At 60.2% G+C, this 20,511-nt stretch carries 20 protein-coding genes and 1 pseudogene; 15 read left to right on the top strand and 6 right to left on the bottom strand.

All coding sequences use genetic code 11. From position 1 onward, the window contains the following. Positions 1-106 precede the first annotated feature (106 nt). Together hisF and hisIE are read left to right on the top strand one after the other, a co-directional pair. Positions 107-880, top strand: a complete 774-nt coding sequence (gene hisF / locus BGO64_RS00265; protein WP_042881382.1) for an imidazole glycerol phosphate synthase subunit HisF — start codon at positions 107-109, stop codon at positions 878-880. After that, on the top strand, positions 873-1,508 hold the full coding sequence (gene hisIE / locus BGO64_RS00260; protein ID WP_029314506.1) for a bifunctional phosphoribosyl-AMP cyclohydrolase/phosphoribosyl-ATP diphosphatase HisIE: 636 nt from the start codon (positions 873-875) through the stop codon (positions 1,506-1,508). Before hisF ends, hisIE begins: the two co-directional genes overlap by 8 nt. 91 nt (positions 1,509-1,599) lie before the next feature. On the opposite strand, the gene BGO64_RS00255 is transcribed toward hisIE, so the two are convergent. The 3 genes from BGO64_RS00255 to BGO64_RS00245 all read right to left on the bottom strand — a co-directional run bounded on the left by BGO64_RS00255 (position 1,600) and on the right by BGO64_RS00245 (position 4,497). Continuing rightward, positions 1,600-1,920: a hypothetical protein gene (locus BGO64_RS00255; RefSeq protein ID WP_039039125.1), complete on the bottom strand. Its 321-nt coding sequence runs from the start codon at positions 1,918-1,920 to the stop codon at positions 1,600-1,602. 65 nt (positions 1,921-1,985) lie between these two features. Then, positions 1,986-2,684 (bottom strand): helix-turn-helix transcriptional regulator, encoded by a 699-nt coding sequence (locus BGO64_RS00250; protein WP_171865407.1) that lies wholly within the window; start codon positions 2,682-2,684, stop codon positions 1,986-1,988. A 190-nt stretch (positions 2,685-2,874) separates the two neighbouring features. Further along, positions 2,875-4,497, bottom strand: a complete 1,623-nt coding sequence (locus BGO64_RS00245) for an acyl-CoA synthetase (RefSeq protein WP_286699945.1) — start codon at positions 4,495-4,497, stop codon at positions 2,875-2,877. Positions 4,498-4,964: 467 nt separating this feature from the next. On the opposite strand from BGO64_RS00245, the gene BGO64_RS00240 reads away from it, so the two are divergent. Next, positions 4,965-5,762 carry a helix-turn-helix domain-containing protein gene (locus BGO64_RS00240; RefSeq protein ID WP_171865392.1) on the top strand — a complete coding sequence of 266 codons (798 nt, stop codon included), beginning with the start codon at positions 4,965-4,967 and terminating at the stop codon, positions 5,760-5,762. Between the two features lie 160 nt (positions 5,763-5,922). Beyond that, positions 5,923-6,462, top strand: coding sequence for a glycine zipper 2TM domain-containing protein (locus tag BGO64_RS00235; protein WP_010674678.1), 540 nt, complete (start codon positions 5,923-5,925; stop codon positions 6,460-6,462). A 154-nt stretch (positions 6,463-6,616) separates the two neighbouring features. On the opposite strand, the gene BGO64_RS00230 is transcribed toward BGO64_RS00235, so the two are convergent. Further along, positions 6,617-9,835: an ExeM/NucH family extracellular endonuclease gene (locus BGO64_RS00230; RefSeq protein WP_286699944.1), complete on the bottom strand. Its 3,219-nt coding sequence runs from the start codon at positions 9,833-9,835 to the stop codon at positions 6,617-6,619. A gap of 668 nt (positions 9,836-10,503) precedes the next feature. Between BGO64_RS00230 and BGO64_RS00225 the strand changes: the two genes are divergently transcribed. From BGO64_RS00225 to BGO64_RS00190, 8 genes are all read left to right on the top strand, one after another. Then, entirely contained in the window at positions 10,504-11,625 is a 1,122-nt protein-coding gene (locus BGO64_RS00225) for an ABC transporter substrate-binding protein (RefSeq protein WP_286699943.1), read from the top strand. A gap of 123 nt (positions 11,626-11,748) precedes the next feature. Continuing rightward, positions 11,749-12,849 carry an ABC transporter substrate-binding protein gene (locus BGO64_RS00220; protein ID WP_103243162.1) on the top strand — a complete coding sequence of 367 codons (1,101 nt, stop codon included), beginning with the start codon at positions 11,749-11,751 and terminating at the stop codon, positions 12,847-12,849. Between the two features lie 51 nt (positions 12,850-12,900). Then, positions 12,901-13,953, top strand: a complete 1,053-nt coding sequence (locus BGO64_RS00215) for a FecCD family ABC transporter permease (RefSeq protein ID WP_010674675.1) — start codon at positions 12,901-12,903, stop codon at positions 13,951-13,953. Beyond that, positions 13,946-14,716 carry an ABC transporter ATP-binding protein gene (locus BGO64_RS00210; protein WP_010674674.1) on the top strand — a complete coding sequence of 257 codons (771 nt, stop codon included), beginning with the start codon at positions 13,946-13,948 and terminating at the stop codon, positions 14,714-14,716. The genes BGO64_RS00215 and BGO64_RS00210 overlap by 8 nt, the downstream gene beginning before the upstream one ends. A gap of 55 nt (positions 14,717-14,771) precedes the next feature. After that, a complete protein-coding gene (locus BGO64_RS00205; RefSeq protein ID WP_286699942.1) occupies positions 14,772-16,001 on the top strand; it encodes an MFS transporter in 1,230 nt (409 codons plus the stop codon). A gap of 384 nt (positions 16,002-16,385) precedes the next feature. Then, positions 16,386-17,216, top strand: coding sequence for a ParA family protein (locus BGO64_RS00200; RefSeq protein WP_286699941.1), 831 nt, complete (start codon positions 16,386-16,388; stop codon positions 17,214-17,216). A 2-nt stretch (positions 17,217-17,218) separates the two neighbouring features. Beyond that, positions 17,219-17,740 carry a hypothetical protein gene (locus tag BGO64_RS00195; RefSeq protein WP_286699940.1) on the top strand — a complete coding sequence of 174 codons (522 nt, stop codon included), beginning with the start codon at positions 17,219-17,221 and terminating at the stop codon, positions 17,738-17,740. Positions 17,741-17,964: 224 nt separating this feature from the next. Beyond that, positions 17,965-18,513: a hypothetical protein gene (locus BGO64_RS00190; RefSeq protein WP_286699939.1), complete on the top strand. Its 549-nt coding sequence runs from the start codon at positions 17,965-17,967 to the stop codon at positions 18,511-18,513. A gap of 63 nt (positions 18,514-18,576) precedes the next feature. On the opposite strand, the gene BGO64_RS00185 is transcribed toward BGO64_RS00190, so the two are convergent. Next, complete coding sequence (locus tag BGO64_RS00185; RefSeq protein ID WP_268452850.1) at positions 18,577-18,855, bottom strand: phage virion morphogenesis protein; 279 nt, start codon at positions 18,853-18,855, stop codon at positions 18,577-18,579. A 173-nt stretch (positions 18,856-19,028) separates the two neighbouring features. Between BGO64_RS00185 and BGO64_RS00180 the strand changes: the two genes are divergently transcribed. Next, positions 19,029-19,172 (top strand): hypothetical protein, encoded by a 144-nt coding sequence (locus tag BGO64_RS00180; RefSeq protein WP_171280595.1) that lies wholly within the window; start codon positions 19,029-19,031, stop codon positions 19,170-19,172. Positions 19,173-19,215: 43 nt separating this feature from the next. Beyond that, positions 19,216-19,878, top strand: a complete 663-nt coding sequence (locus tag BGO64_RS00175) for a helix-turn-helix domain-containing protein (RefSeq protein ID WP_286699938.1) — start codon at positions 19,216-19,218, stop codon at positions 19,876-19,878. A gap of 290 nt (positions 19,879-20,168) precedes the next feature. Here BGO64_RS00175 and BGO64_RS00170 read toward each other — a convergent pair whose 3' ends face one another. Then, complete coding sequence (locus tag BGO64_RS00170; RefSeq protein ID WP_268452849.1) at positions 20,169-20,315, bottom strand: hypothetical protein; 147 nt, start codon at positions 20,313-20,315, stop codon at positions 20,169-20,171. A 77-nt stretch (positions 20,316-20,392) separates the two neighbouring features. On the opposite strand from BGO64_RS00170, the pseudogene BGO64_RS00165 reads away from it, so the two are divergent. Further along, positions 20,393-20,511, top strand: a pseudogene (locus BGO64_RS00165) (IS5-like element ISAs34 family transposase); the annotation flags it as partial.

Here is a 20,511-nt window from a genome sequence, read left to right as displayed (position 1 = left end):
GGGGCCCCCGTTCAAGGCATGCCAACCCTGTTCCCGTCCGCCGCCCGGGCCAACGCCGGCGGCAGAACGACGTTTCTTTAACCGTGCTTTACATGGAGCAATGAGCATGTTGTCAAAGCGTATTATCCCCTGTCTCGACGTCAAAGATGGCGTGGTGGTCAAGGGCGTGCAGTTTCGCAACCACGAGGTGATGGGCGGCATTGTCGACCTCGCCCGCCGCTACGCCGCCGAGGGCGCCGATGAGCTGGTCTTCTATGACATCACCGCCTCGAGCGACGAACGGGTAGTGGACAAGAGCTGGGTAAGCCGGGTGGCGGAAGTCATCGACATCCCCTTCTGCGTCGCCGGCGGCATCAAAAGCGTGGAGGATGCCCGCCAGATCCTGGAATTCGGTGCCGACAAGGTCTCCATCAACTCCCCCGCCCTGGCCGATCCCACCCTGATCACCCGGCTCGCCGAGCGCTTCGGCGTGCAGTGCGTGGTGGTGGGTATCGACTCCTACTTCGATGCCGCCCTCGGTCAATATCAGGTCAAACAGTTTACCGGCGACGAGAGCCGCACCCGCACCACCACCTGGACCACCCTGGAGTGGGTACAGGAAGTGCAGCGCCGGGGCGCGGGGGAGATAGTGCTCAACGTGATGAACCAGGACGGCATGCGTCAGGGGTACGACCTTGAGCAGCTCAAGCTGGTGCGCGCCGTGTGCAAGGTGCCCCTCATCGCCTCCGGCGGCGCCGGGGCCATGGAGCACTTTCGCGATGCCTTTACCCTGGCCGACGTGGACGGGGCGCTGGCCGCCTCCGTGTTCCACAAGGGCCTCATTCCCATTCCCGAATTGAAACGCTGGCTGAAAAACGAAGGAGTCGCCATCCGTGAATAATCAAGCAGTAGACAATGCATTGCCGCTGGCCGAGCGCCTGGACTGGGCCAAGTGTGAGGGCATGATCCCCGCCATCGTCCAGCATTCCCTCAGCGGCGAAGTGCTGATGCAGGGCTTCATGACCCGCGAGGCGCTGGAAAAGACCCAGACCACCGGCCAGGTCACCTTCTTCAGCCGCAGCAAGCAGCGCCTGTGGACCAAGGGCGAGAGCTCGGGCCATGTGCTCAAGCTCGTCGCCATCACCACCGACTGTGATCAGGACTCCCTGCTCATTGCCGCCGACCCGGTCGGCCCCACCTGCCATCTGGGCAACCCCTCCTGCTTCGACGGCCACCCCGTGCCGCCGCTCGGCTTCCTGGCCGAGCTCGAACAGATTCTGGCATCACGCAAAGGGGCAGACCCCGCCACCAGCTACACCGCCAGCCTCTATGGCAAAGGCACCAAGCGCATCGCCCAGAAGGTGGGTGAAGAGGGGGTGGAAGTGGCCCTGGCCGCCATGGCGAAAGACAGAGAAGAGCTAATCAACGAATCCGCTGACCTGCTCTACCACCTGACCGTCTTGCTGCAAAACGAAGGCTTGGGTTTGAAGGATGTGGTGCAGCGCCTGCATGAGCGCCACACCAAGTAATTATTGAATTCTGTTCAACAAAACGGGCCCTATGGGCCCGTTTCATTTCATGATTGCCCCCTCGCCGGGGATGGCAGGCCCCGCGCCGCCCTCAGCCGATACGGGTCCAGAAGCTCATGTTGACCGAGTCATGGTCAAGCAGGGTCAGGTACTCCCCTGCCACGTCGTTGTGCAGCCACTGCTGGCAGTAGGCTTCCACCAGCGACTGGCTGGGGGCCATCACCACGTCGGCATAGAGGCCGTCGGCGCCGCGCAGCAGGCAGTGCATGATGAGCCCGGATTGCTGGACAAGAAACTCGGACTCGACCCGCCGTGACAGGGCGAGCAAATCAGCCTCCGTCACCCCTTCCCTGAGCCTGAAGGTGGCAAATTCGACGCCCCCTGCCTGTTGCATGTCACCCTTGATGATCATCTTTTTTCTCCGTTGTGGATGGTCTGGAGAACCCAGCATAACGAAGGGCTACTGACAGCCTTGTGTCAGTCCTGAATGACCTTTTCGGCGCCACTGCGCCCAGGGGGGAACGCGTCCGACTGGCGCAGGGCAAGGTAATCGGCCAGGGTCGCGCCAGGTGGTGCCCCTTCTCCCGGTCGGCACGACGCCAGGGTGTCGATGCGATCCACCCTGAAATCCCGGTAGGCCCGGCGCAGCGCACACCAGGCGCCGAGCGTCCAGCATCCGCCCCAGTAGAAGAGCCCGAGGGGAAAGAGCTGACGTTCCGTCCTGCTGGCGCTGGCATCCCGGTAGCCAATGTGCAGCCAGTGACCGGCCGTGATGGCGTCGTGCAACCTGTCCCAGCGAGCGTATGCAGGCTGCGCCGTGGAATAGTCCGGCACCCGCACCACGGGGACGCGAGGTGCCCGGGCCTCCTTGGCGGGCAGGGCCGCCTCAATCTTGGCGAGCAGGGCGCGGGCCGGATCGGCCATCCCCTTGCCCGTCAGCACCGCCACCAGGTTCACCCCGGTGATGAGGGCCTCCAGCTCGGCCGCACTCAGTTGCAACGGGGCCATTTCGAACCCCTCGCTCAGCCGATAGCCCAGCCCGGCTTCCCCGTAAACCGGAATGCCCGCCAAAGAGAGATCGTCGATATAGCGGTAGATGGTGCGCTCCGACACGCACAGGCGCGTCGCCAGATCCCGGGCGGTCAGGGGTTGATGCGCCCGCAGCAGGTTGGTCAGTTGAAACAGTCGGTCCGATTTTCTCACAGGCATCCTCAGGCTGGCGGGACATGGCGGCCATGGTAAGCCGGGACGGGCTCGAAAGGCACGTCTTGTTGGCTGGCGACCGCTACCGGCGAGGCCCTGCTTCTTTGCATCACGCAACACAAAACGGGCCCGCAGGCCCGTTGATGGCGCGGCGCCTTTGTCGTCACACCAACTGCTTGCGCAGCATGAATTTTTGCACCTTGCCGGTGGAGGTCTTGGGCAGCGGGGTGAAGATGATGCGCTTGGGGGCCTTGAAGTGGGCCATCTGCTCGCGGCAGAACGCAATGAGCTCGGCCTGGGTGAGCTCGCGCCCCTCCTTGAGCTTGACGAAGGCGCAGGGCACCTCCCCCCAGGTCTCGTCCGGCATGGCGATCACCGCGGCTTCTTCCACATCGGGGTGGCGATAGAGCACGTCCTCCACCTCCAGGCTGGAGATGTTCTCCCCGCCGGAAATGATGATGTCCTTGGATCTGTCCTTGATCTCCACATAGCCGTCCGGGTGCCAGACCGCGAGATCCCCGCTTCGAAACCATCCCTGTGCCATCGCCTCTTCGCTCGCCGCCGAGTTCTTGAGGTAGCCCTTCATGACGATGTTGCCCCGCAGCACTATCTCTCCCAGGGTTTTGCCATCCATGGGGACCGGCTCGCCGCTGACGGGGTTGATGACCCGCATCTCCCCTTGCAGGGGGGAGGCCACCCCTTGGCGCGCCTTGAGACGGGAGAGCGTGGTGGCATCCTGCCCCTGCCAGCGTCTTTGCGGCTCGCACACCACGCAGGGGCCATAGGTTTCGGTGAGGCCATAGACATGGGTCACGGCGATCCCCATGGCCTCCATGCCGGCGATCACGGTGGCGGGCGGCGCTGCCCCCGCCGTCATCGCCTTGACGGGGTGGTCGAGTCCCTGCTTGAGGGCCGGATCGGCATTGTTGAGCATATTGAGCACGATGGGGGCGGCGCAGAAATGGCTCACCTTGTGTTCGCGCAGCGCCCCGTAGATGGCCGCCGCCTGCACGTGGCGCAGACAGACGCTCACCCCGGCGGTGGCCGCCAGGGTCCAGGGGAAGCACCAGCCATTGCAGTGAAACATCGGCAGGGTCCAGAGGTAGACCGGGTGCTTGGGCAGCTCCCAGGAGAGGGCATTGTTGACCGCATTGAGGTGGGCGCCGCGATGGTGATAGACCACCCCCTTGGGGTTCCCCGTGGTGCCGGAGGTGTAGTTGAGGGAAATGGCCTGCCACTCGTCCGCCGGCAGCCAGCCGGGTTCGTCCCCGTCCCCCAGGGCGATGAACCCCTCGTAGTCGAGCTCGCCGACCAGCTCCCCTTCCCGGTAGAGGGGATCGTCGATGGCGATCACCAGGGGCTGGCTGTCAATGAGAGAGAGCGCCTTTCGCACCAGGGCGCCGAACTCCCGATCCACCAGCACCACCTTGCTCTGGGCGTGCTGGAAGATGAAGGCCATGGCGTCCGCATCGAGCCGGGTGTTGATGGTGTTGAGCACGGCGCCGCTCATGGGCACCCCGAAGTGCGCCTCGAACATGGCCGGCACATTGGGGGCGACGATGGAGACGGTGTCCCCCTCGCCAATGCCGCGACGGCGCAGGGCCGAGGCGAGCTGGCGGCAACGGCGTTCGGTCTGAGCCCAGCTCTGGCGCAGGGGCCCGTGGATCAGCGCCGGATAGTCGGGATAGACCCGGGCTGCCCGCCCCAGAAAGATCAAGGGGGTCAGCGCCTCGAAATTGGCGGGCGTCTTGCCAAGGCCGGCGTCGTACATGTTCTGCTCTGTCATCGGATCCTTCCTCACAGGGGCACAAAACGGGGTGGCTCTCGCGGTTCACCACGACCGGCATTGCGCCCTGACGCGGGGCCAGGATGCCGGCGGGAACCGGATGAAAGGGTATCAAGGGGGGCCGAGCCCAGGTATTAGCGAAACGTCTTAGGGTGGTGAGGAGATGACACATGCCCCCACCGACCACCTTGCCAAGGAGCATGAACGAGCCTCAAATCAATGCCGCCAGCACAAACATCAGACAAACCAGAAGGCACGCCAGTACGTTGACTACGGGGGGCAGCGCCAGTCCCCTGAGCCCCCCACTCACCCACAGGCTGTGCTCACTCCTGTCTATCCACTGAACACCGCCCCTCATCTGATCGCGATACATGACTACCTCTCCATGTGCTAAAAGAGAGCAAAGCATCACGCCAAGACCACATCAAGGCCATAAATACAAATGAATGGTCACCAGGAGATACCAAATGGATAGAGAGAGGACCCTCCCTCGGGACAGAGAAAGCATCGATCACGCCATGTGCCAGTTGTTCAAGCGCCACCTCAAGCGCGCCGGCATCTCGTACAAGGCGCTGGCGGGAGAGTTGAGCATGTCGGAAGCCAGTGTCAAACGACTGCTCAATCAGACTCAACCCTTCACTCTGGACCGCATGCTGGCGATTGCCACGCTCCTCGGCGTTCCCCTCTCCCAGATCCTGACGGAGGCAGAGCAGTTGGCCGCAAGCGTCGTCCACTTCACGCCGCAGCAGGATGCCGCCTTCTGCCAGCGCCCCGAGCTCTACAGCCTGTTGCTGCAGATCCTGCAACAGGGCACGGATCCCGATGCGCTGTGCCAGCACTTCGGGCTCAATGCCCCCTCGCTTTATCTGTATCTGCGCGAGCTCGAGCAGCTCGGACTCGTGGCGCTGCAGAGCGGACTCAGCTTTCGTCTGCTGGTGCCCCGGCACGTGGCATTTCGGGACTCGGCACGCTTCCCCCTGCGCTTCAAGAATCAAGTCATCGAAGGGTTGCAGGCACGCGTCCAGCACCTGACGCCCCGCGATCGTCAGGCCTATCTCATCACCGCCCGGCTTCGGCTGACCGAAGCCGAGTTCATGGAGTACCGCCTTGCACTGGAGACGCTCATGCTGGACACCCTCAAATTGAGCCTCAAGCGTGACCCTGCCACGCCGGATCTGGCGGACTACACCATCCTGGACATGGGCGCACTGGGCAGTTATCAACCCATGTTGCCGCAACCCGTCAACCTCAATCCCTCCACATAGGTCTCTTCTTTGTCGCCAATCGCCGACGCTATTTTTGTGCGGTCACTTTTTGCGCAGTCAGCCCCTGTCGCGATCCCGTGGCCCTTGCCTTGAGCCTGCGGTGCAAAATGCCAAGAATGATCCCAAGCCCTCAACGGGTATGAGTACGAGGAGAAGAGTGATGAACAAATCCATGTTGGCAGGTGTCGGGATCGGTGTGGCCTCTGCGCTGGCATTGTCGGCGGTCGCCAGCGGATCCCTGTTTTCATCAGAGCCCCAGTTTGCCGAGGTGCTGGCCAGCAAGCCGGTGACCGAGACCATCAAGACGCCACGTCAGGAGTGCCGCAACGTCACCCTGACCCACCGCAAGCCGGTGCAGGACGAGCACAAGATCCTGGGTACCGTGGTTGGCGCAGCCCTGGGCGGCGTGGTCGGCCACCAGTTTGGCGGTGGCAGCGGCAAGAAGGTGGCCACCGCCGCTGGTGCCGTGGCAGGGGGTTATGCCGGGAATCAGGTGCAGGGCAACATGCAGGCGGGTGATACCTACACCACCACGGAGCAGCGCTGCAAGACGGTGCAGGAGAGCAGCACCCGCACCATCGGCTATGACGTCACCTACCGCCTCGCCGGCCAGGAAGGGGTGGTACGCATGGAGAAGCAACCCGGCCCCACCATTCCGGTCAAAGATGGCAAGCTGGTACTGAGCAACGCGCAGGGTTGATACTCCGTTAGGAGCGCCCTGCCATGAAAAAGGCCCACCATGACGGTGGGCCTTTTTCATCTTCGCAACCCCACCTGTCTGCAACAGGTCTTCCCAACAAACGTTTTCTCAACAGAAAGGGGCCCGCAGGCCCCTTTCTTTTGCTCAATCATCCTCAGTGGCGACCGAAGGGCCACCAGGACTTGTCGTTGTCCTGGATGTCGACCCGGGTCTGCTGCAGGGCGCCGGGCTGGCCCCCTTCCACCCGATCGAGGCTCACCCTGAACTGCTCGGTGGGCTCGACGAACCAGTCATCGATGATCAGCACCTTGACCGACTTGCTGCCCCCCTCGCCCGCGGCCCAGCTAACCGTCTGGCCGAACCAGGGCAGGAAATCCAGTCCCCAGCGCGCGGTGACCCCGTCAAGGGCCACCCGGGTCCGGGCCGGCTTGCTCAGATCGCCGCTTCGCACCAGGGGGATCTCGGCAAACCACTGCCCCTCGTTCACCGTGATACTGGCCTGAGCCAGCGAGATGGTGGACGGTGCCAGCTTGTCCTTGATGGTCACCAGGGTCTGGTGCTGATCCCCCAGGGCCGCGCCGCTCGGGTCAAACAGCTCCAGAGTAAAGGTCTCGTCCCCCTCGTGCAGGGTATCGCTCTTCACCGGAATGCTGATGGTCTGGGGCTCGCTCTGCCCGGCGGCCCAGTGCAGGGTGCCGATGAGGGGCGCCACGTCGTTGGCATCGGCGCTGCCATGGACGATGCGATAACTCACGCTGGCCTCCCCATGGCTGCCATCGCGGCGCGCCACGCTCAAGACCAGGGTGTTGCCCTCCTCCACGTTTGCAGCGGCGCTCTCGAGGCTCAATACCCCGGCGGGCGGCAGCGGATACTGGATGGCCACCAGCACGGGATCGTGATCCGAGGCGCTGAAGGGCCCTTCGGATTTCGCCAGCTGGCCGCTGTACTTGCTGCCGTACTCGAAGAAGTTGCTCTCGGCGGAGTTGATGTGCCAATCCTCGATGCCGATCACCTTGGCCGCGAGACTCGGGTTTGCCAGGGCGTGATCCAGGTTGCCGAGCTCCCCTTCGTAGCTGTAGGAGTAGGTGTCGGTGCCGTGGAAGCGGGTGTTGAGGTTCACAAACCCATACCCCTTGCCCAGGGCGCTGCCGCTCTCCTCGAAGGGCTGGCCCGCCAGGGTGGTGAAGGAGGCGCTCATGATCTGGCGCACCTGGGCGGCCGGATCATAGTCGGTCAGCACCCGGATGGGATCTTCCATGCCATAGGCGTTCATGTCGCCGATGAGCAGCAGATCCCCGGCCAACTCTTTGAGCTGCTCCCCCAGCACCTTGGCGGCAGAGACCCGCAGCGCGTTGCAGTGGCCCTGGCCATCCAGCGGATCGGCAGTGGCGTAGTCGGGGTAATCCTCGAAGCAGGCGGAGCCCTTGGACTTGAGGTGGTTGACCACCAGGGTCAGGGGCGCATCCCCCTTGGGCGAGCTAAAGCGCTGCACCAGTGACTCGCGCATCCCCTGATTGATGGTCACCGGCTTGCCGCTGGCGTCCACCGCCTCGGCCTGCTGCACCGGCAGCGCGATGAGACCGGCAACCCCCTCCGGGGTCACCTTGGCGGGTCGGTAGATGAGCCCCACCGTGATGGCGTCGGTGCCAATGGGCTTGCCATCCGGCGAGGCAATCCAGCGGTAGTGATCCGCCTCGTCCGGCTGGGCGGCGTTGAGGGCCGTCACCAGGTTGGCGATGGCGGAGTTGTCGCCATAGCCGTTGTTCTCGATCTCCATCAGCCCCACCACGTCGGCATTGAGGCGGGTGATGGCGCTGACGATCTTGGTGCGCTGCAGCTCGAACTCCGCCACCGTCAGGGCGCCCCGGTTGCTGCCGGTGGGGTTGGCATCGCCCCCCACGACCGTGGTGAAGAAGTTGAGCACGTTGAAGCTGGCGACCCGCAGATCCCCCGCCTCGGCAAGTTCCGGCGTTTCCACCCGATCCCAGCCGCTGTGATCAATCTGGCTCGCGTCAATGCGATTGCTGGCCACCAGCCGGAACAGGTTGTAGGAGTAGCCAAGCGCCCCCTCCAGCCCGTTGAGCTTGTCGCCGATGCGCAGGTAACCGTCCTCGGCGTTGAAGCCGGGGAACCAGGGCAGCACGCCGTCCGGCGCCTTGGCGTCGGTCTCCACCACCAGCTGGTTCTGCTGGTTGCGAAGGGCCCAGTCGCTCGCCTCCTGGCTCATGGCGGCAAATTTCTGGGTCGACTTGATGAGCGGCGCGCCATAGGCCAGCACCAGGTTGTTGCGCTTGCCGTCGTAATCGAAGCTGAAGTTGCGGGTCACCACCAGGCTGGAGCCCGGCACCAGCCGTACCTGCATCCCCTCGTGACGCTCCAGCAGCTGGCTCAGGCTCTCGCCCGCCACCGGCAGCAGATCCACCGCGGCCGGGATTGCCCCTTGCGGCCGGGTCACCGCCAGCTCGTCGGCATTGATCTGGGTCTGGTTGAAATACTCCTTCACCTTGCCAGAGACGCACACCTCGGCCCCCGGCACGATGGCAGCGTTGGCCTTGGTGGTGTAGACGAAGAGGCCGTCGGAGGTGGCCGGATCGCCATCCCCTTGCTCATCTTGAATGAAGAAGCCCTTGTAGAGGCCGCTCACCACCTGGGTCACCACGCCGCGGGTGGCATAGGCCTGTTCCGATTCAAACTTGCCGGCCGGCACCAGCGGACTGCTGCTGCCCGGGCCCTGAATGGCGGGCACGGGAACCAACTGATCCACCGGGCAGACGAAAGCGGGCGGCTGGGTGCCATCGCAGGGGCCATCGCCACTGCAACCCAGACCACTGGCGTCATCTTTCGGGGCCGCCACGTATTCCTGCGCCGGATCGAAGGGGGCGGTTGCATCAGTGCGGCCGATGGTGACGGTGGCCTTGCGGCGCAGGGTCATGTCCAGGGTCGAGACGTTGCCCGACACCCAGGCAGTGCCCGGATCCATCCCCACCTGGCCGACACTGTCCACTATCTCGCTGCCGCGATAGAGCACCAGGGCATCGTCGCCGTTGAACACCAAATTGCCGCTGGTCTGATTGGCCTTGGCCAGGATCTCGGCATTTGCGGAGGGGTTGGCCAGCACCAGGGTGGCGCCCGGGGCCAGGGTGCCTTGCAGCGCCAGGCTGTTGGTGGGGGATTCGCTGATGGGTTTGCCGTTGGCGTAGAGGGCCAGCCGGTATTGGGAGAGATCGACGGGGTCGCTGCCGAGGTTGCTCAGCTCCACCGCCTTGTTGTTGCCGGACCCTTCCAGGTATTCGGTGATAAGCAGTTGCGCCTGTGCCTGTCCAGCGAGCGCCAGCCCGACGGCCAGCGCCACCAGAGAGTGTCTTCCTGACATGGTCAGTTTCCTTTTTTATTTGCAGATCATGTTATTGGCGCCCCGCACAAGGCGGGCCGCAGCACCTTGGATGCAGCCATCAACGGGAGGCATGTCAGCCCCCGGCCGAAACTGCGCGCCCACTCTGCCCCGTCGGCGCCGGGGCTGCTGCGAGCTGGCTAACAATGACAACAAAATGTTGCGCCAAGGTGACGGGCAATACCCGAATGGGCAGTGTCTGCCATCACTGCGCAGGAAGTTGTCGCCACCCCCAGCCCCTGCTGGCGGCCTCTGTCAGGGATCGACATCGGCGCCGGGGCAGACGGGGGGAGCACTACGGCGGCCTCTGCCCGGTACCATTTCGTGAGCAACCCCACTCACAGACACTGGATCATGGGCAAATCCATGGGCGCCATACCGGGCGCCACCCCCTTCGTGGCCCGAGAAGGCAGAGACACTGGATCATGGGCAAATCCATGGGCGCCATACCGGGCGCCACCCCCTTCGTGGCCCGAGAAGGCAGAAAACCGGGGGTGGAACGCTCTCCTGGTGCTCTTGTGGAACCGGTTCCAGTAATGACAGAAATAACAAGAGAGGGGATGACACAAACGTTTGTTGCTTTTGCGCCCGCGAATAGCAATAGTTCTCACTTTCTTTTTTGACCGTCTCTATTCTCGAGGTGCTACAAGATGTTTCGTCACCCCCTGGCAAAGTTGCTGCTGCTCGGCCAGCTCGTCCTGGTGAGCTGGATGGCGCAGGCCACCCCCCCCGTTGAAGTGGAAGATGTGATGGGCCGCAAGGTCTCCCTCAGCCTTCCGGCAAACCGCATCGTGCTCGGTTTCTATCCCGAAGATTACCTGGCGGTGGCCGGTGAAGGCGGGGCCGAACGCCTGGTGGGCATGTCCCTGGGCTGGTTCATGAAGTCCCGTCCCGCCATCTGGTCGCTCTACGTGGCCAGCCAGCCACAACTGGCCAAGGTCCCGGACCTTGGCAACGTGCAGGATCAGAGCTTCTCCATCGAGAAGACCCTGGCGGTCAAGCCCGACCTGGTGATCCTGGCGAAGTGGCAATATGAGGCCCTGAGCGCCGACCTGCCACGCCTTGAGCAGGCGGGGATCCCGGTGGTGGTCATCGACTACAACGCCCAGACCCTGGCACAGCACATGGCGAGCACCCTGCTGCTTGGCAAGCTGACCGGCCAGGAAGCCCGTGCCCGGAAGATGGCCGACGAGTACAAGGCCAAGATTGACACCATCACCTCCCGCATCGCCGCCGCGAAGCGCACGCCGCCCCGGGTCTACATCGAGCTGGGTGACAAGGGCCCGGCCGAGTACAGCTACACCTATGGCAAGGACATGTGGGGCGCCATGGCCCTGCTGGCCGGTGGCGACAACGTGGCCGCCCCCTTCGTCGATCGTTGGGGCCCCATCCACCCGGAACAACTGCTGGCGAGCAAGCCAGAGGTGATCCTGATGGCGGGCTACGAGAGCGTGAGCAGTGCTGTCGCCATGCAGGTGGGCCAGGATGTGTCGGAAGAGACCGTGCGCCAGCGTCTGCAAGGCTTTGCTGCCCGTCCGGGCTGGAGCGAGCTGCCTGCGGTGAAGCAGGGTCGCCTCTACGCGGTCTATCACGGCGCCACCCGCAGCATCATGGATGCCGCCCTCATCGAGTTCATGGCCAAGGCCCTCTATCCGGACCTCTTCCAGGATCTCGATCCCCTGGCCACCTATCAGGCGTTCTACCAGCACTACCTGCCCATCCGTCCCCAGGGCACCTTCATGCTGGGCATTCATCAGCACAACGCGCACTGAGTGTCGGCCGGGGTCTCTCCGGCTCATTCCCTCCCCCACCCGGTGGAGAACCCACCGGCGACCTCAGGTTGCCGGTGACAAAAACGATAAAAAACCACAAGACAAGATGGAGTTCACACGCAGATGACACTTTTCTCCCGCTATGCCAGCCTGGTGCTGGCAAGCCTTTGCTGCTTGTTTGGCACCGCACAGGCGAAAGTTGAAACCCTGACAGATGTGCTGGGACGGGAAGTCCAGGTCGATCTCCCCGCCAAGCGGGTAGTGCTCGCATTTTACTTTGAAGACTACATGGCCGTCGGTGGCGAACAGGCCTTCGATCGGGTCGTCGGCATCTCTCGCGAGGCCTGGGAAGGCTGGCGTCCTGCCAACTGGTCCCTCTTTACCGCCCATCGCCCGTCCCTCAAGGAGATAGCCGACGTAGGCGAGGTAGAAGTGCAGACCTTCTCGGTGGAAAAAGTGCTCGCCCTCAAACCCGACGTCGTCGTTCTGGCCGACTGGCAATACAAAGGTCTTGGCCAGGACGTGGCCCGTCTCGAACAGGCCGGTCTGCCCGTGGTGGTCGTGGACTACAACATGGAACTCCCCGCCAATCACAAGGCCAGTACCTTGCTGCTCGGCAAGATTGCGGGCACCGAGCCTCGCGCTCGCCAGCTCGCAGACGAGTACCAGCATGCCATCGACGAAGTACATGGCCGGATCGCCGCAGCCAATCTGCCCAAGCCCCGTTTCTACGTAGAGTTTGGCAACAAGGGGCCTGACGAATATGGCTTCAGCTATGGCAAGGGCATGTGGGGTCCGCTCGGCCACCTGGCTGGCGGCGACAACATCGCCGCCCCCTTTGTGGAATGGTACGGCCCCATGAACCCCGAGCAGGTTCTGGTCTCCAAACCCGAGGTCATCTTCCTCACCGGCACTGAATCCACCCAGAACCCCACCGCCGTGCTGCTGGGCCAGGGTGTCAATCCCGCACTCGCTCGGGCACGGCTCCAGGCCTTTACCGAGCGTAAAGGTTGGGCGAACCTGCCAGCGGTGAAGGAAAAGCGCATCTATGGGATTTACCAGGGCGCCTCCCGCACGCTGCTCGATTACACCATGGTCCAGTTCATGGCCAAGGCGCTCTATCCGAGCCTGTTCAAGGAGATGGATCCGCTTGCCAACTACCTCGACTTCTATCGGCGCTATCTGCCGGTCAAGGCAGACGGCACCTTCGCTATCGCTCTTTAACCTTCAACCTTCGTGGGCGCCTCTTGTGGCGCCTGTTTCAGGATTGACATCATGAATGATTTGGCTGCCCTGCAGCAGACCCTCGCCCGGCAGCGGCAACGGGAGCGCCGTCGCTGGCACTGGCTCCTGCTGCTCGCCCTGGTCCTGTGCATTACCCTGGTGCTCGACATCGCCACCGGCCCCTCCCTGCTGGCCCTGCACGACGTGATCGATGCCCTGGTTTCCCCCGCCCAGGCCGATCCCATGACCCGCACCATCGTCCACGACATGCGCCTGCCCATCGCCCTCATGGCTCTGGTGGTCGGCGCCTCCCTCGGCCTTGGCGGTGTGCAGATGCAGACCCTGCTGGACAACCCCCTCGCCAGCCCCTACACCCTCGGGCTCGCGGCGGCGGCGGGCCTGGGCGCGGCGCTGGCCCTCTACACCGGCGGCCTCGGACTTCCTCCCCTGGTGGCCATCCCGGCCGGTGCCTTCATTGTGTGCATGTTTGCCGCCTGCCTGCTGTTTGGACTGGCCATGATGCGCCATGTCAGCAGCCAGACCCTGATCCTGGCGGGCATCGCCCTGCTGTTCCTGTTCCAGTCCCTGCTCTCCCTGCTGCAGTTCCTCTCCTCCCCCGAACTCAACCAGCAGATCCTGTTCTGGCTGTTTGGCAGCCTGATGCGCACCACCTGGGACTCCCTGATCATCACCGCCGTCGTCACCCTGATCTGCACCCTGCTCATCTACCGTGACGCCTGGGCCCTCACCAGCCTGCGCCTCGGGGAAGCCCGCGCCCGCAGCCTCGGGGTCAATGTCGACAGGCTGCGCATGAAGACCCTGGTGCTGGTCGCCCTGCTCACCGCCACCGCCACCAGCTTCGTCGGCGTGATCGGCTTCGTCGGCCTGGTGGCCCCCCATATCGCCCGCATGCTGGTGGGGGAAGATCAGCGCTTTTTGATCCCCCTCTCCGCCCTGTGCGGCGCCTGCATGCTCTCGGCGGCCTCGGTACTCTCTAAGTCCATCATTCCGGGGGCCCTGTTCCCCATCGGCATCGTCACCGCGCTCATTGGCGTGCCCTTCTTCATCTGGTTGATCCTCGGCAGGGGGCGTAAACGTGCTTGAAATATCCCGACTCTCCCTCTCCCTCGGCCAGCAGACCTTGCTGCGGGATCTCAGCCTCACTCTGCATCCGGGTCAGGTCCATGTGATCATCGGCCCGAACGGGACCGGCAAGACCTCCTTGATGCGCACCCTCTTTGGTGAACTGACCCCGGACAGTGGCGACATTCGCCTCGGGGACCAGAGTGCCCGCCAGATGACGCAGGCCAGGTGGCGCCAGCAGTTTGGCTACATGCCCCAGAACATCCAGCTGGAGCTGGATCTCAGCGTCATCGAAGTGGTGGTGCTGGGGCGCCTCGACAGCCTCTCCATGCGCCTCGCGGACGAGGACATCCTGGCTGCCGGCCGCGCCCTGCAGGCGCTCGGCATCGCCCATCTGGCGGATCGCCCCCTCTACTCCCTGAGCGGCGGCCAGCGGCAGATGGTGCTCTTCGCCCAGGTGCTGCTGCGCGATCCCCGCATCATGATGCTGGACGAGCCGGTCAGCGCCCTGGACCTGCACCACCAGATGCAACTGATGGAGCACCTGTGCCAGCAGACCCGGGAGCAGCAGTGGATCACCCTGGTGGTGCTGCACGACCTCAACCTGGCCGCCCAGTTTGCCGATCAGCTGATCGTGCTGGCAGGGGGAGATCTGCAGGCCTTCGGCCCCCCCGCCCGGGTGCTCGACGCGGCCCTCATCGAGCGCCTCTACCAGGTGCCGGTGGAGATAAGCCACGATCAGCACGGCATCCCCTTCCTCAGAACCCTGCGAAAGACATCATGACACAGTGCTGCGCCACCCCGGCGACCACCGCCCCACGCGCTGGCGGGAGGCGACCATGAACGGCGCCTCCTACTGGCGGGACTGGCAGGACATGAGCCCGGCCGCCCGCCTGCTCATCACCAATGGGCTCGCCTTCAACCTCGGCTTCTACATGATGATGCCCTTCCTCGCCCAGCACATGGGCAGCGGGCTCGGCCTGGCCGGCTGGGCCTGCGGCCTCGTCATGGGGATGCGGGTCTTCAGCCAGCAGGGGCTCTTCCTGTTGGGCGGCACCCTTGGAGATCGCATCGGCTACCATCCCGCCATCGTCTGGGGCTGCCTGGTACGATCCTTGGGCTTCGTGCTGCTGGGCTGGGCCGAGTCCCTGCCTATCCTGCTGCTGGCCGCCGCCCTCACCGGCTTTGCGGGGGCCCTGTTCACCCCCTGCGCCCAGGCCTACCTTGCCAGCGAATGCCACAACCCGAGCCAGCGTAAGCGCGCCTTCGCCCTGCACAATCTGGCCAGCGAGGCGGGCATGCTGCTCGGCCCCCTGGTCGGCCTCACTTTGACCCAGCAGAGCTATACCCTGACGGGGATCCTGGCGGCGAGCCTCTTCGCCCTGCTCGGAGTGCTGCAATACCGGGTGCTGCCCAAACGCCCGGTGAGCAACCAGAGCCCCCGTGGCGCCATCTTGCGCCAATGGGGGGAGATAGTGCGCCAGCGCCCCTTCATGGGGTTCACCCTGCTGGCAGGTAGCTACCAGATCCTGTTCCACCAGCTCTATCTCGCCCTCCCCGCCCATATCCAGAGCCTGCCGGACGCCACCCACCTGCTCGGCGGCGTCTTCACCCTCTCGGCGGTGATCGGTGTCGTGCTCCAGCTCCCGGCCTCCCGCCTGGTGGAGCGCCGCCTGGGGGTACCGCTCGCCATGGGGCTGGGGATAGGCATGATGGGCTTGAGCTACCTCGCCCTGCCCCTGCTGGCACCCTGGCCGACGGCAGGCGTGTTGACGCAGGTGGCCCTGCTTTCCCTGGGCTCCATCCTCTGCTTCCCGCTCTTCGCCGCCCAACTGCCCTGCTACGCCCCCCCTGAGCAGCTCGGCAGCTACTACGGCTTCTATGCCAGCGCCGGGGGCTGCATGGCGCTCTTTGGCAACCTGCTGATCGGCTTTATGCTGGGGGATGCGGGCAGTCGCCCCGCCACCGCCATCTGGTGGCTGCTGGCCCTCGCCGGCCTGCTGGCGGGGTTTGGTCTCTATACCCAACTGCGCAAGGATGGCCAGGTTCAGCCTGCTCCCCATCAATAAACAGGGCGGCCAAGGTCGCCCGATTTTTGTCTCGTGGTCGTAATCGTTCTGGATGTCTTGCCCAAGGGCCTTGGCACGGGCAATCAGCGCAGCAGCAATCTGCCCATCCAGCTACTCGCCATATCAAACGGGCGACCATAACGGGCCTTGAACGGGCCGACACCGACAGCAGCTGGTACCAGCCATCGCCTTGAGGGGTGAGCTGCGCATCAAGCACCGCCAGCCGCTCCCCGCTGACGGGGTTGGCTTGGAGGATGGCCACGAAGGGCGCTGAGTATGGGGTCTTGGATATGTTTATGCCGCTATAGTGCGGCGGCATGACTAGCTCATGTGTGTATGGTAGATTAGTGAAGGGATAACTCACTGATGCCAAAGGAATAAGCCTTGAAAACAATTTGCTTTGTCAACATGAAAGGCGGCGTGGCAAAAACCACTCTTGCTATTAATTTTGCCGATTGCTTAAGACGTGTGCATAGGAAAAAAGTAGCGCTTATTGATATTGACCCTCAATTTAATGCAACTCAATGCCTTTTAAACAGCGAGCAATACATAGAACACCTCCGATCTGGAGGTGATACCATATTAAGCTTGTTTGATAGAGATGAGTCACCACAGGTCAGTGTGTTAGCGGGGTCTCAATCATCACCAGCAAAAGAGTTGAGTGATATAGCATTAATAGATACTGCGGGTTTGTCCTTACTCCCAGGGAATATAGACTTATATCGAGTGGAAATGACTTCAGGAGAAGGAAGGGAGTTCATATTAAAACGATATATTGATGATGTTCTTGCTCATGAAAATTACGACTACATTATCATTGACACCCCCCCTACTCCATCCATTTGGATGACTAGTGCATTGATTGCATCTGATCACTACATTATTCCAGTCAAGCCAGACCCATTGTCAATAATCGGTATTGATTTGCTCAAAGCTATCATTGCACGGAGAACCCAAGCTTTTGGACTCACTATCTCTTGTTTAGGGGTTGTGTTCACATTGATTGACCGTCCAGATAGTGTGAACCTCAGCACAGCTAGGGCAAATCTTGGGCAAAACCCTGTGTGGACAAATAAACTAATTAAAGCTTATCTCCCCAAGCGCACAGTTTATGCTCGAGAACAATTAACATCGCCTTTTATTCTCTCAGGGGATGACTTTGAGTTCAGAGAGAATATGAAAACGATTACCAATGAATTGATTCAGAGACTATAAAAATGAAACACACTGATATTAAAAACTTGAAAAACCTCTCTATGAAATTAGAGAATTTAATGTGGACATTAAGGGACCTCAATCCTAATGTTTTGAAAGATGCAGTAAATGTTATTAATGAAACCATCAAATATGATAGTGAACATTTTTACTCTAACGAAAAAACCAATATCATTAACAACAAGGCTATTTCTAGAAAAAATCCGAACAAAGGGGTTCTAATTGGTGTCCTCCCAAGACTTCTGCAAAATAAAGATTTATTTCCTCAAAATGAAGACATATACGATTTCGCTCGCGAAGCGTTAAATTTAATCATTTCCCGATACGAGAAAAGGTCTCGCTACGAGTTAATTGGAATGCTCATCTGTACGATAAATGAACTAGATGAAGACGATTTGTCTTACCTTGTTACAGCTTTAGATAAAATAATAGATGATGGTGAGGAATTGAACAAAGTTGTCATTGACAAGAAAAGCAACTCTTTCTCTTGGAATGAAGCCATTCAGAAATGGTATAAAAAATAATGAGCAGAATAATAGCAAATGACTTCGATAGACTGTTAGATTACATAAGACAGTACTCTATTCCTACTGAGATTCAAAATGATGCTCTAAAGAGAGAATTAAAGAATGGGCATAAAATATATTTATGCCTTTTGTTTCTATGGAATAGACTATATTGCTTACATAGCGAAAACCAGCTGTCTCTATGTAACACATCCATTTCTGACACGCTGATTCTAAATTACATGGAAGAGGCTATTTCAGATATCGGGAGTGGCTTTTCATGTTGTATTCATGGTAATTACAAACCTGCATTTATGATGTTAAGAAGCAGTATAGAGAACTATTTAAGGTTCACTTCATGTGAGTTTAATCATGAGGCTAAAACCACAACAGTCATAAGCAATCTTTTTGAAATAGCTAAAGATATACCTATTTTTGAAAATCAAAACAGGGACTATCTTAACCAACTCAGACAGATTTATGGTGAGCTTTGCGCTTATACACACACTGCATCTCTTACTCATATGACACGTATTCATGCTATATCCCACTTCCCCAGATTCGATAGAGAAAAACTTGTCGAATGGAACCAAAAAGCATTAGCTATATCTAATGTGATTCTTCATTCAACATTGTTATCTAATAGAAAAATCTATACACATGCACACTACAAAACAAAGGAGGTTTTAGAAGAAATGTTGCCCAAAACACTCTGTAGAAGATTAAATGGTGTAGATCAGATATACCCGATGCCCCCTTCTTTACCAGCTATCACTGGAACCTCTGTTTAATGGTGTTTAAAACTGGAAAACGAGTTACAGACGTTCAGAGACTAGATACCCCTCCAGCGTCTCCTACACGCTCTGTTTATCCCCTTCTGACAGCCCCAGAGCACGGCGCTCTGGCAGGTTGATCTCGGGACGACCGAACTGGTGGGCGGCACCGTATTCCTGCGGGGTGCCGAAGTAGAGAGAGCGGGGATCGGGCTGGGCAGCAAGCAGTTCTGGCACAGCGCTGACCGCAGCCGCACCGTTCCCCTGCTCCAGTGCAGCGAGCCGTGCCAGCAAGCTGGCCAGATAGTCGCTCGCCGCCACCAACCCCACCATATTGAGCGCACTCTCGTTATTTGCCATCTGATTACCCTCTGCTTCTTGTTGTGCCAGTGCTCGTATCCTGCGCCCAGTGAAAATTGGGCAACCAGGTCAAATATCACGGTTTATCAACTTTTATCATTAAATCATCAATGGTATAAGATTATGAATTAGCTAACATTTCTCTCGTCATCACACACACAAGGGAGAATGTTATGACCAAGCAATCAAACCACAATGCCGATATCAGCAACCCCAATAAAGGCTCGAACGGTACCAACCCTACCTATGACCGTAATCAGGGGAACCGTGGCTGGCAATTGAATCCGCAGACCCCGAAAAGCAGCGGCAAAAAGTAAGCAAGAGGCACCGGGGGGCTTGTCCCCCCTTATCTGGATCCCTATGACACAGAACGAGCAATCCACCGGCGCCAAGCGCCCCTTTAAACAGACTCGGGCCCTTATCCGGCTCGCCCTCAACGAGGGTCTCACGCAAAAAGAGATCGCCGCACTTTGCCGAACCCAGCAATCTATTGTCAGCTCGTGGGCAAAAGGGACGAAACTGGCCAACGAGGGGCAACTGACCGAATTGCTGACCCGCTATGGCCATACGCTGCGCCGCCAATCCTTTCGCCTCTATTGGTCTATCGACTATGAAACCAAGACAAAGAAATTTTATCGGGTTGAGGGCAAGGTTATTTTCCAGCACATCTTCTACAACCTGCGGCGCGATACCCGCAGCGGGAAACAGCACAAGATCAACCCGGAAGAGCGCCTGATTGTGCATCACCAAGGGCAGGATACCTTTCGAGTAGTTTCTCAATCGCGCATTCAATTCAACGATGGGCTGTTACTCGATAGCCATCAGGATGATTCGATTTGGTTCTCATCCATTTCTCCCCCACTAACTGGTAAACAACTGGTGTGCCACCTTGATAAGGTCGGCACTGAAGTAGCGTCCACATGGCCTAGCGATGGCCACGCCCTCCCTTTTCTGATCCGCCAAGCCCTGCTGCAACACGGCTTTCCGGTGGAAGGAATTGAGGAGTACCCGGCACAGTGGTAGCCTCACCGGACACCCAAACAGGTGTCAGAGCACCTTAACGCTCTGAAAGGCGGCAATACCGCCACAGATTTGAGCACTCTTGCGAGTTAAGCCCTGTGAACAGCCCTTTGCTCTCACGGCGCGATTCAAATCGACAAGGGGTATGCAGGCGGCTCATACAGAGCTAGGCGAACAGGTCACCCAGTAGCCGAAATGGCTGTATACCAACAGGGATAGGGGTGGGCGCGATACCCAAGCCGTCAGTATCTGGCCGCTTGGGTATTTTTATTTTCCCCCTGCAACCTCCTCCCTCACCCCTCCTCTTTATCAGCTAGCGACTTGCTGGCCGACGTAGCGGCAACCAGTTTCGGCTCATCGGGTTCGGCCTGCTGGATCTGCTTCATCTTGTGGGCCCAGTCGAGCGGGATGCGCATGCCGCAGGCGGCGAGCTGGCGCAAGTCGGCATCTCTAGGCTGTGTTCTTAAAGTGATGAATATATAATCTCAAATCTTCTCAACAGCTTAAGACCTATGCAGTGTCCCGTCGTTACCAGTTAACCGATCCACAATGGGGGCTTATATGCCGCCGCATAAGCGGACGCCCTACTCGTGAGCCACGCCAAGTGCTTGATGGCATTCTCTGGATACTTCACAC

Origin of the sequence: Aeromonas sp. 62-46 (assembly GCF_001898585.1) — a bacterium.
Lineage (GTDB): Bacteria > Pseudomonadota > Gammaproteobacteria > Enterobacterales > Aeromonadaceae > Aeromonas > Aeromonas caviae.
The sequence above is the reverse complement of the archived record's forward strand: the minus strand, read 5'-3'. Positions and strand labels throughout refer to the sequence as shown.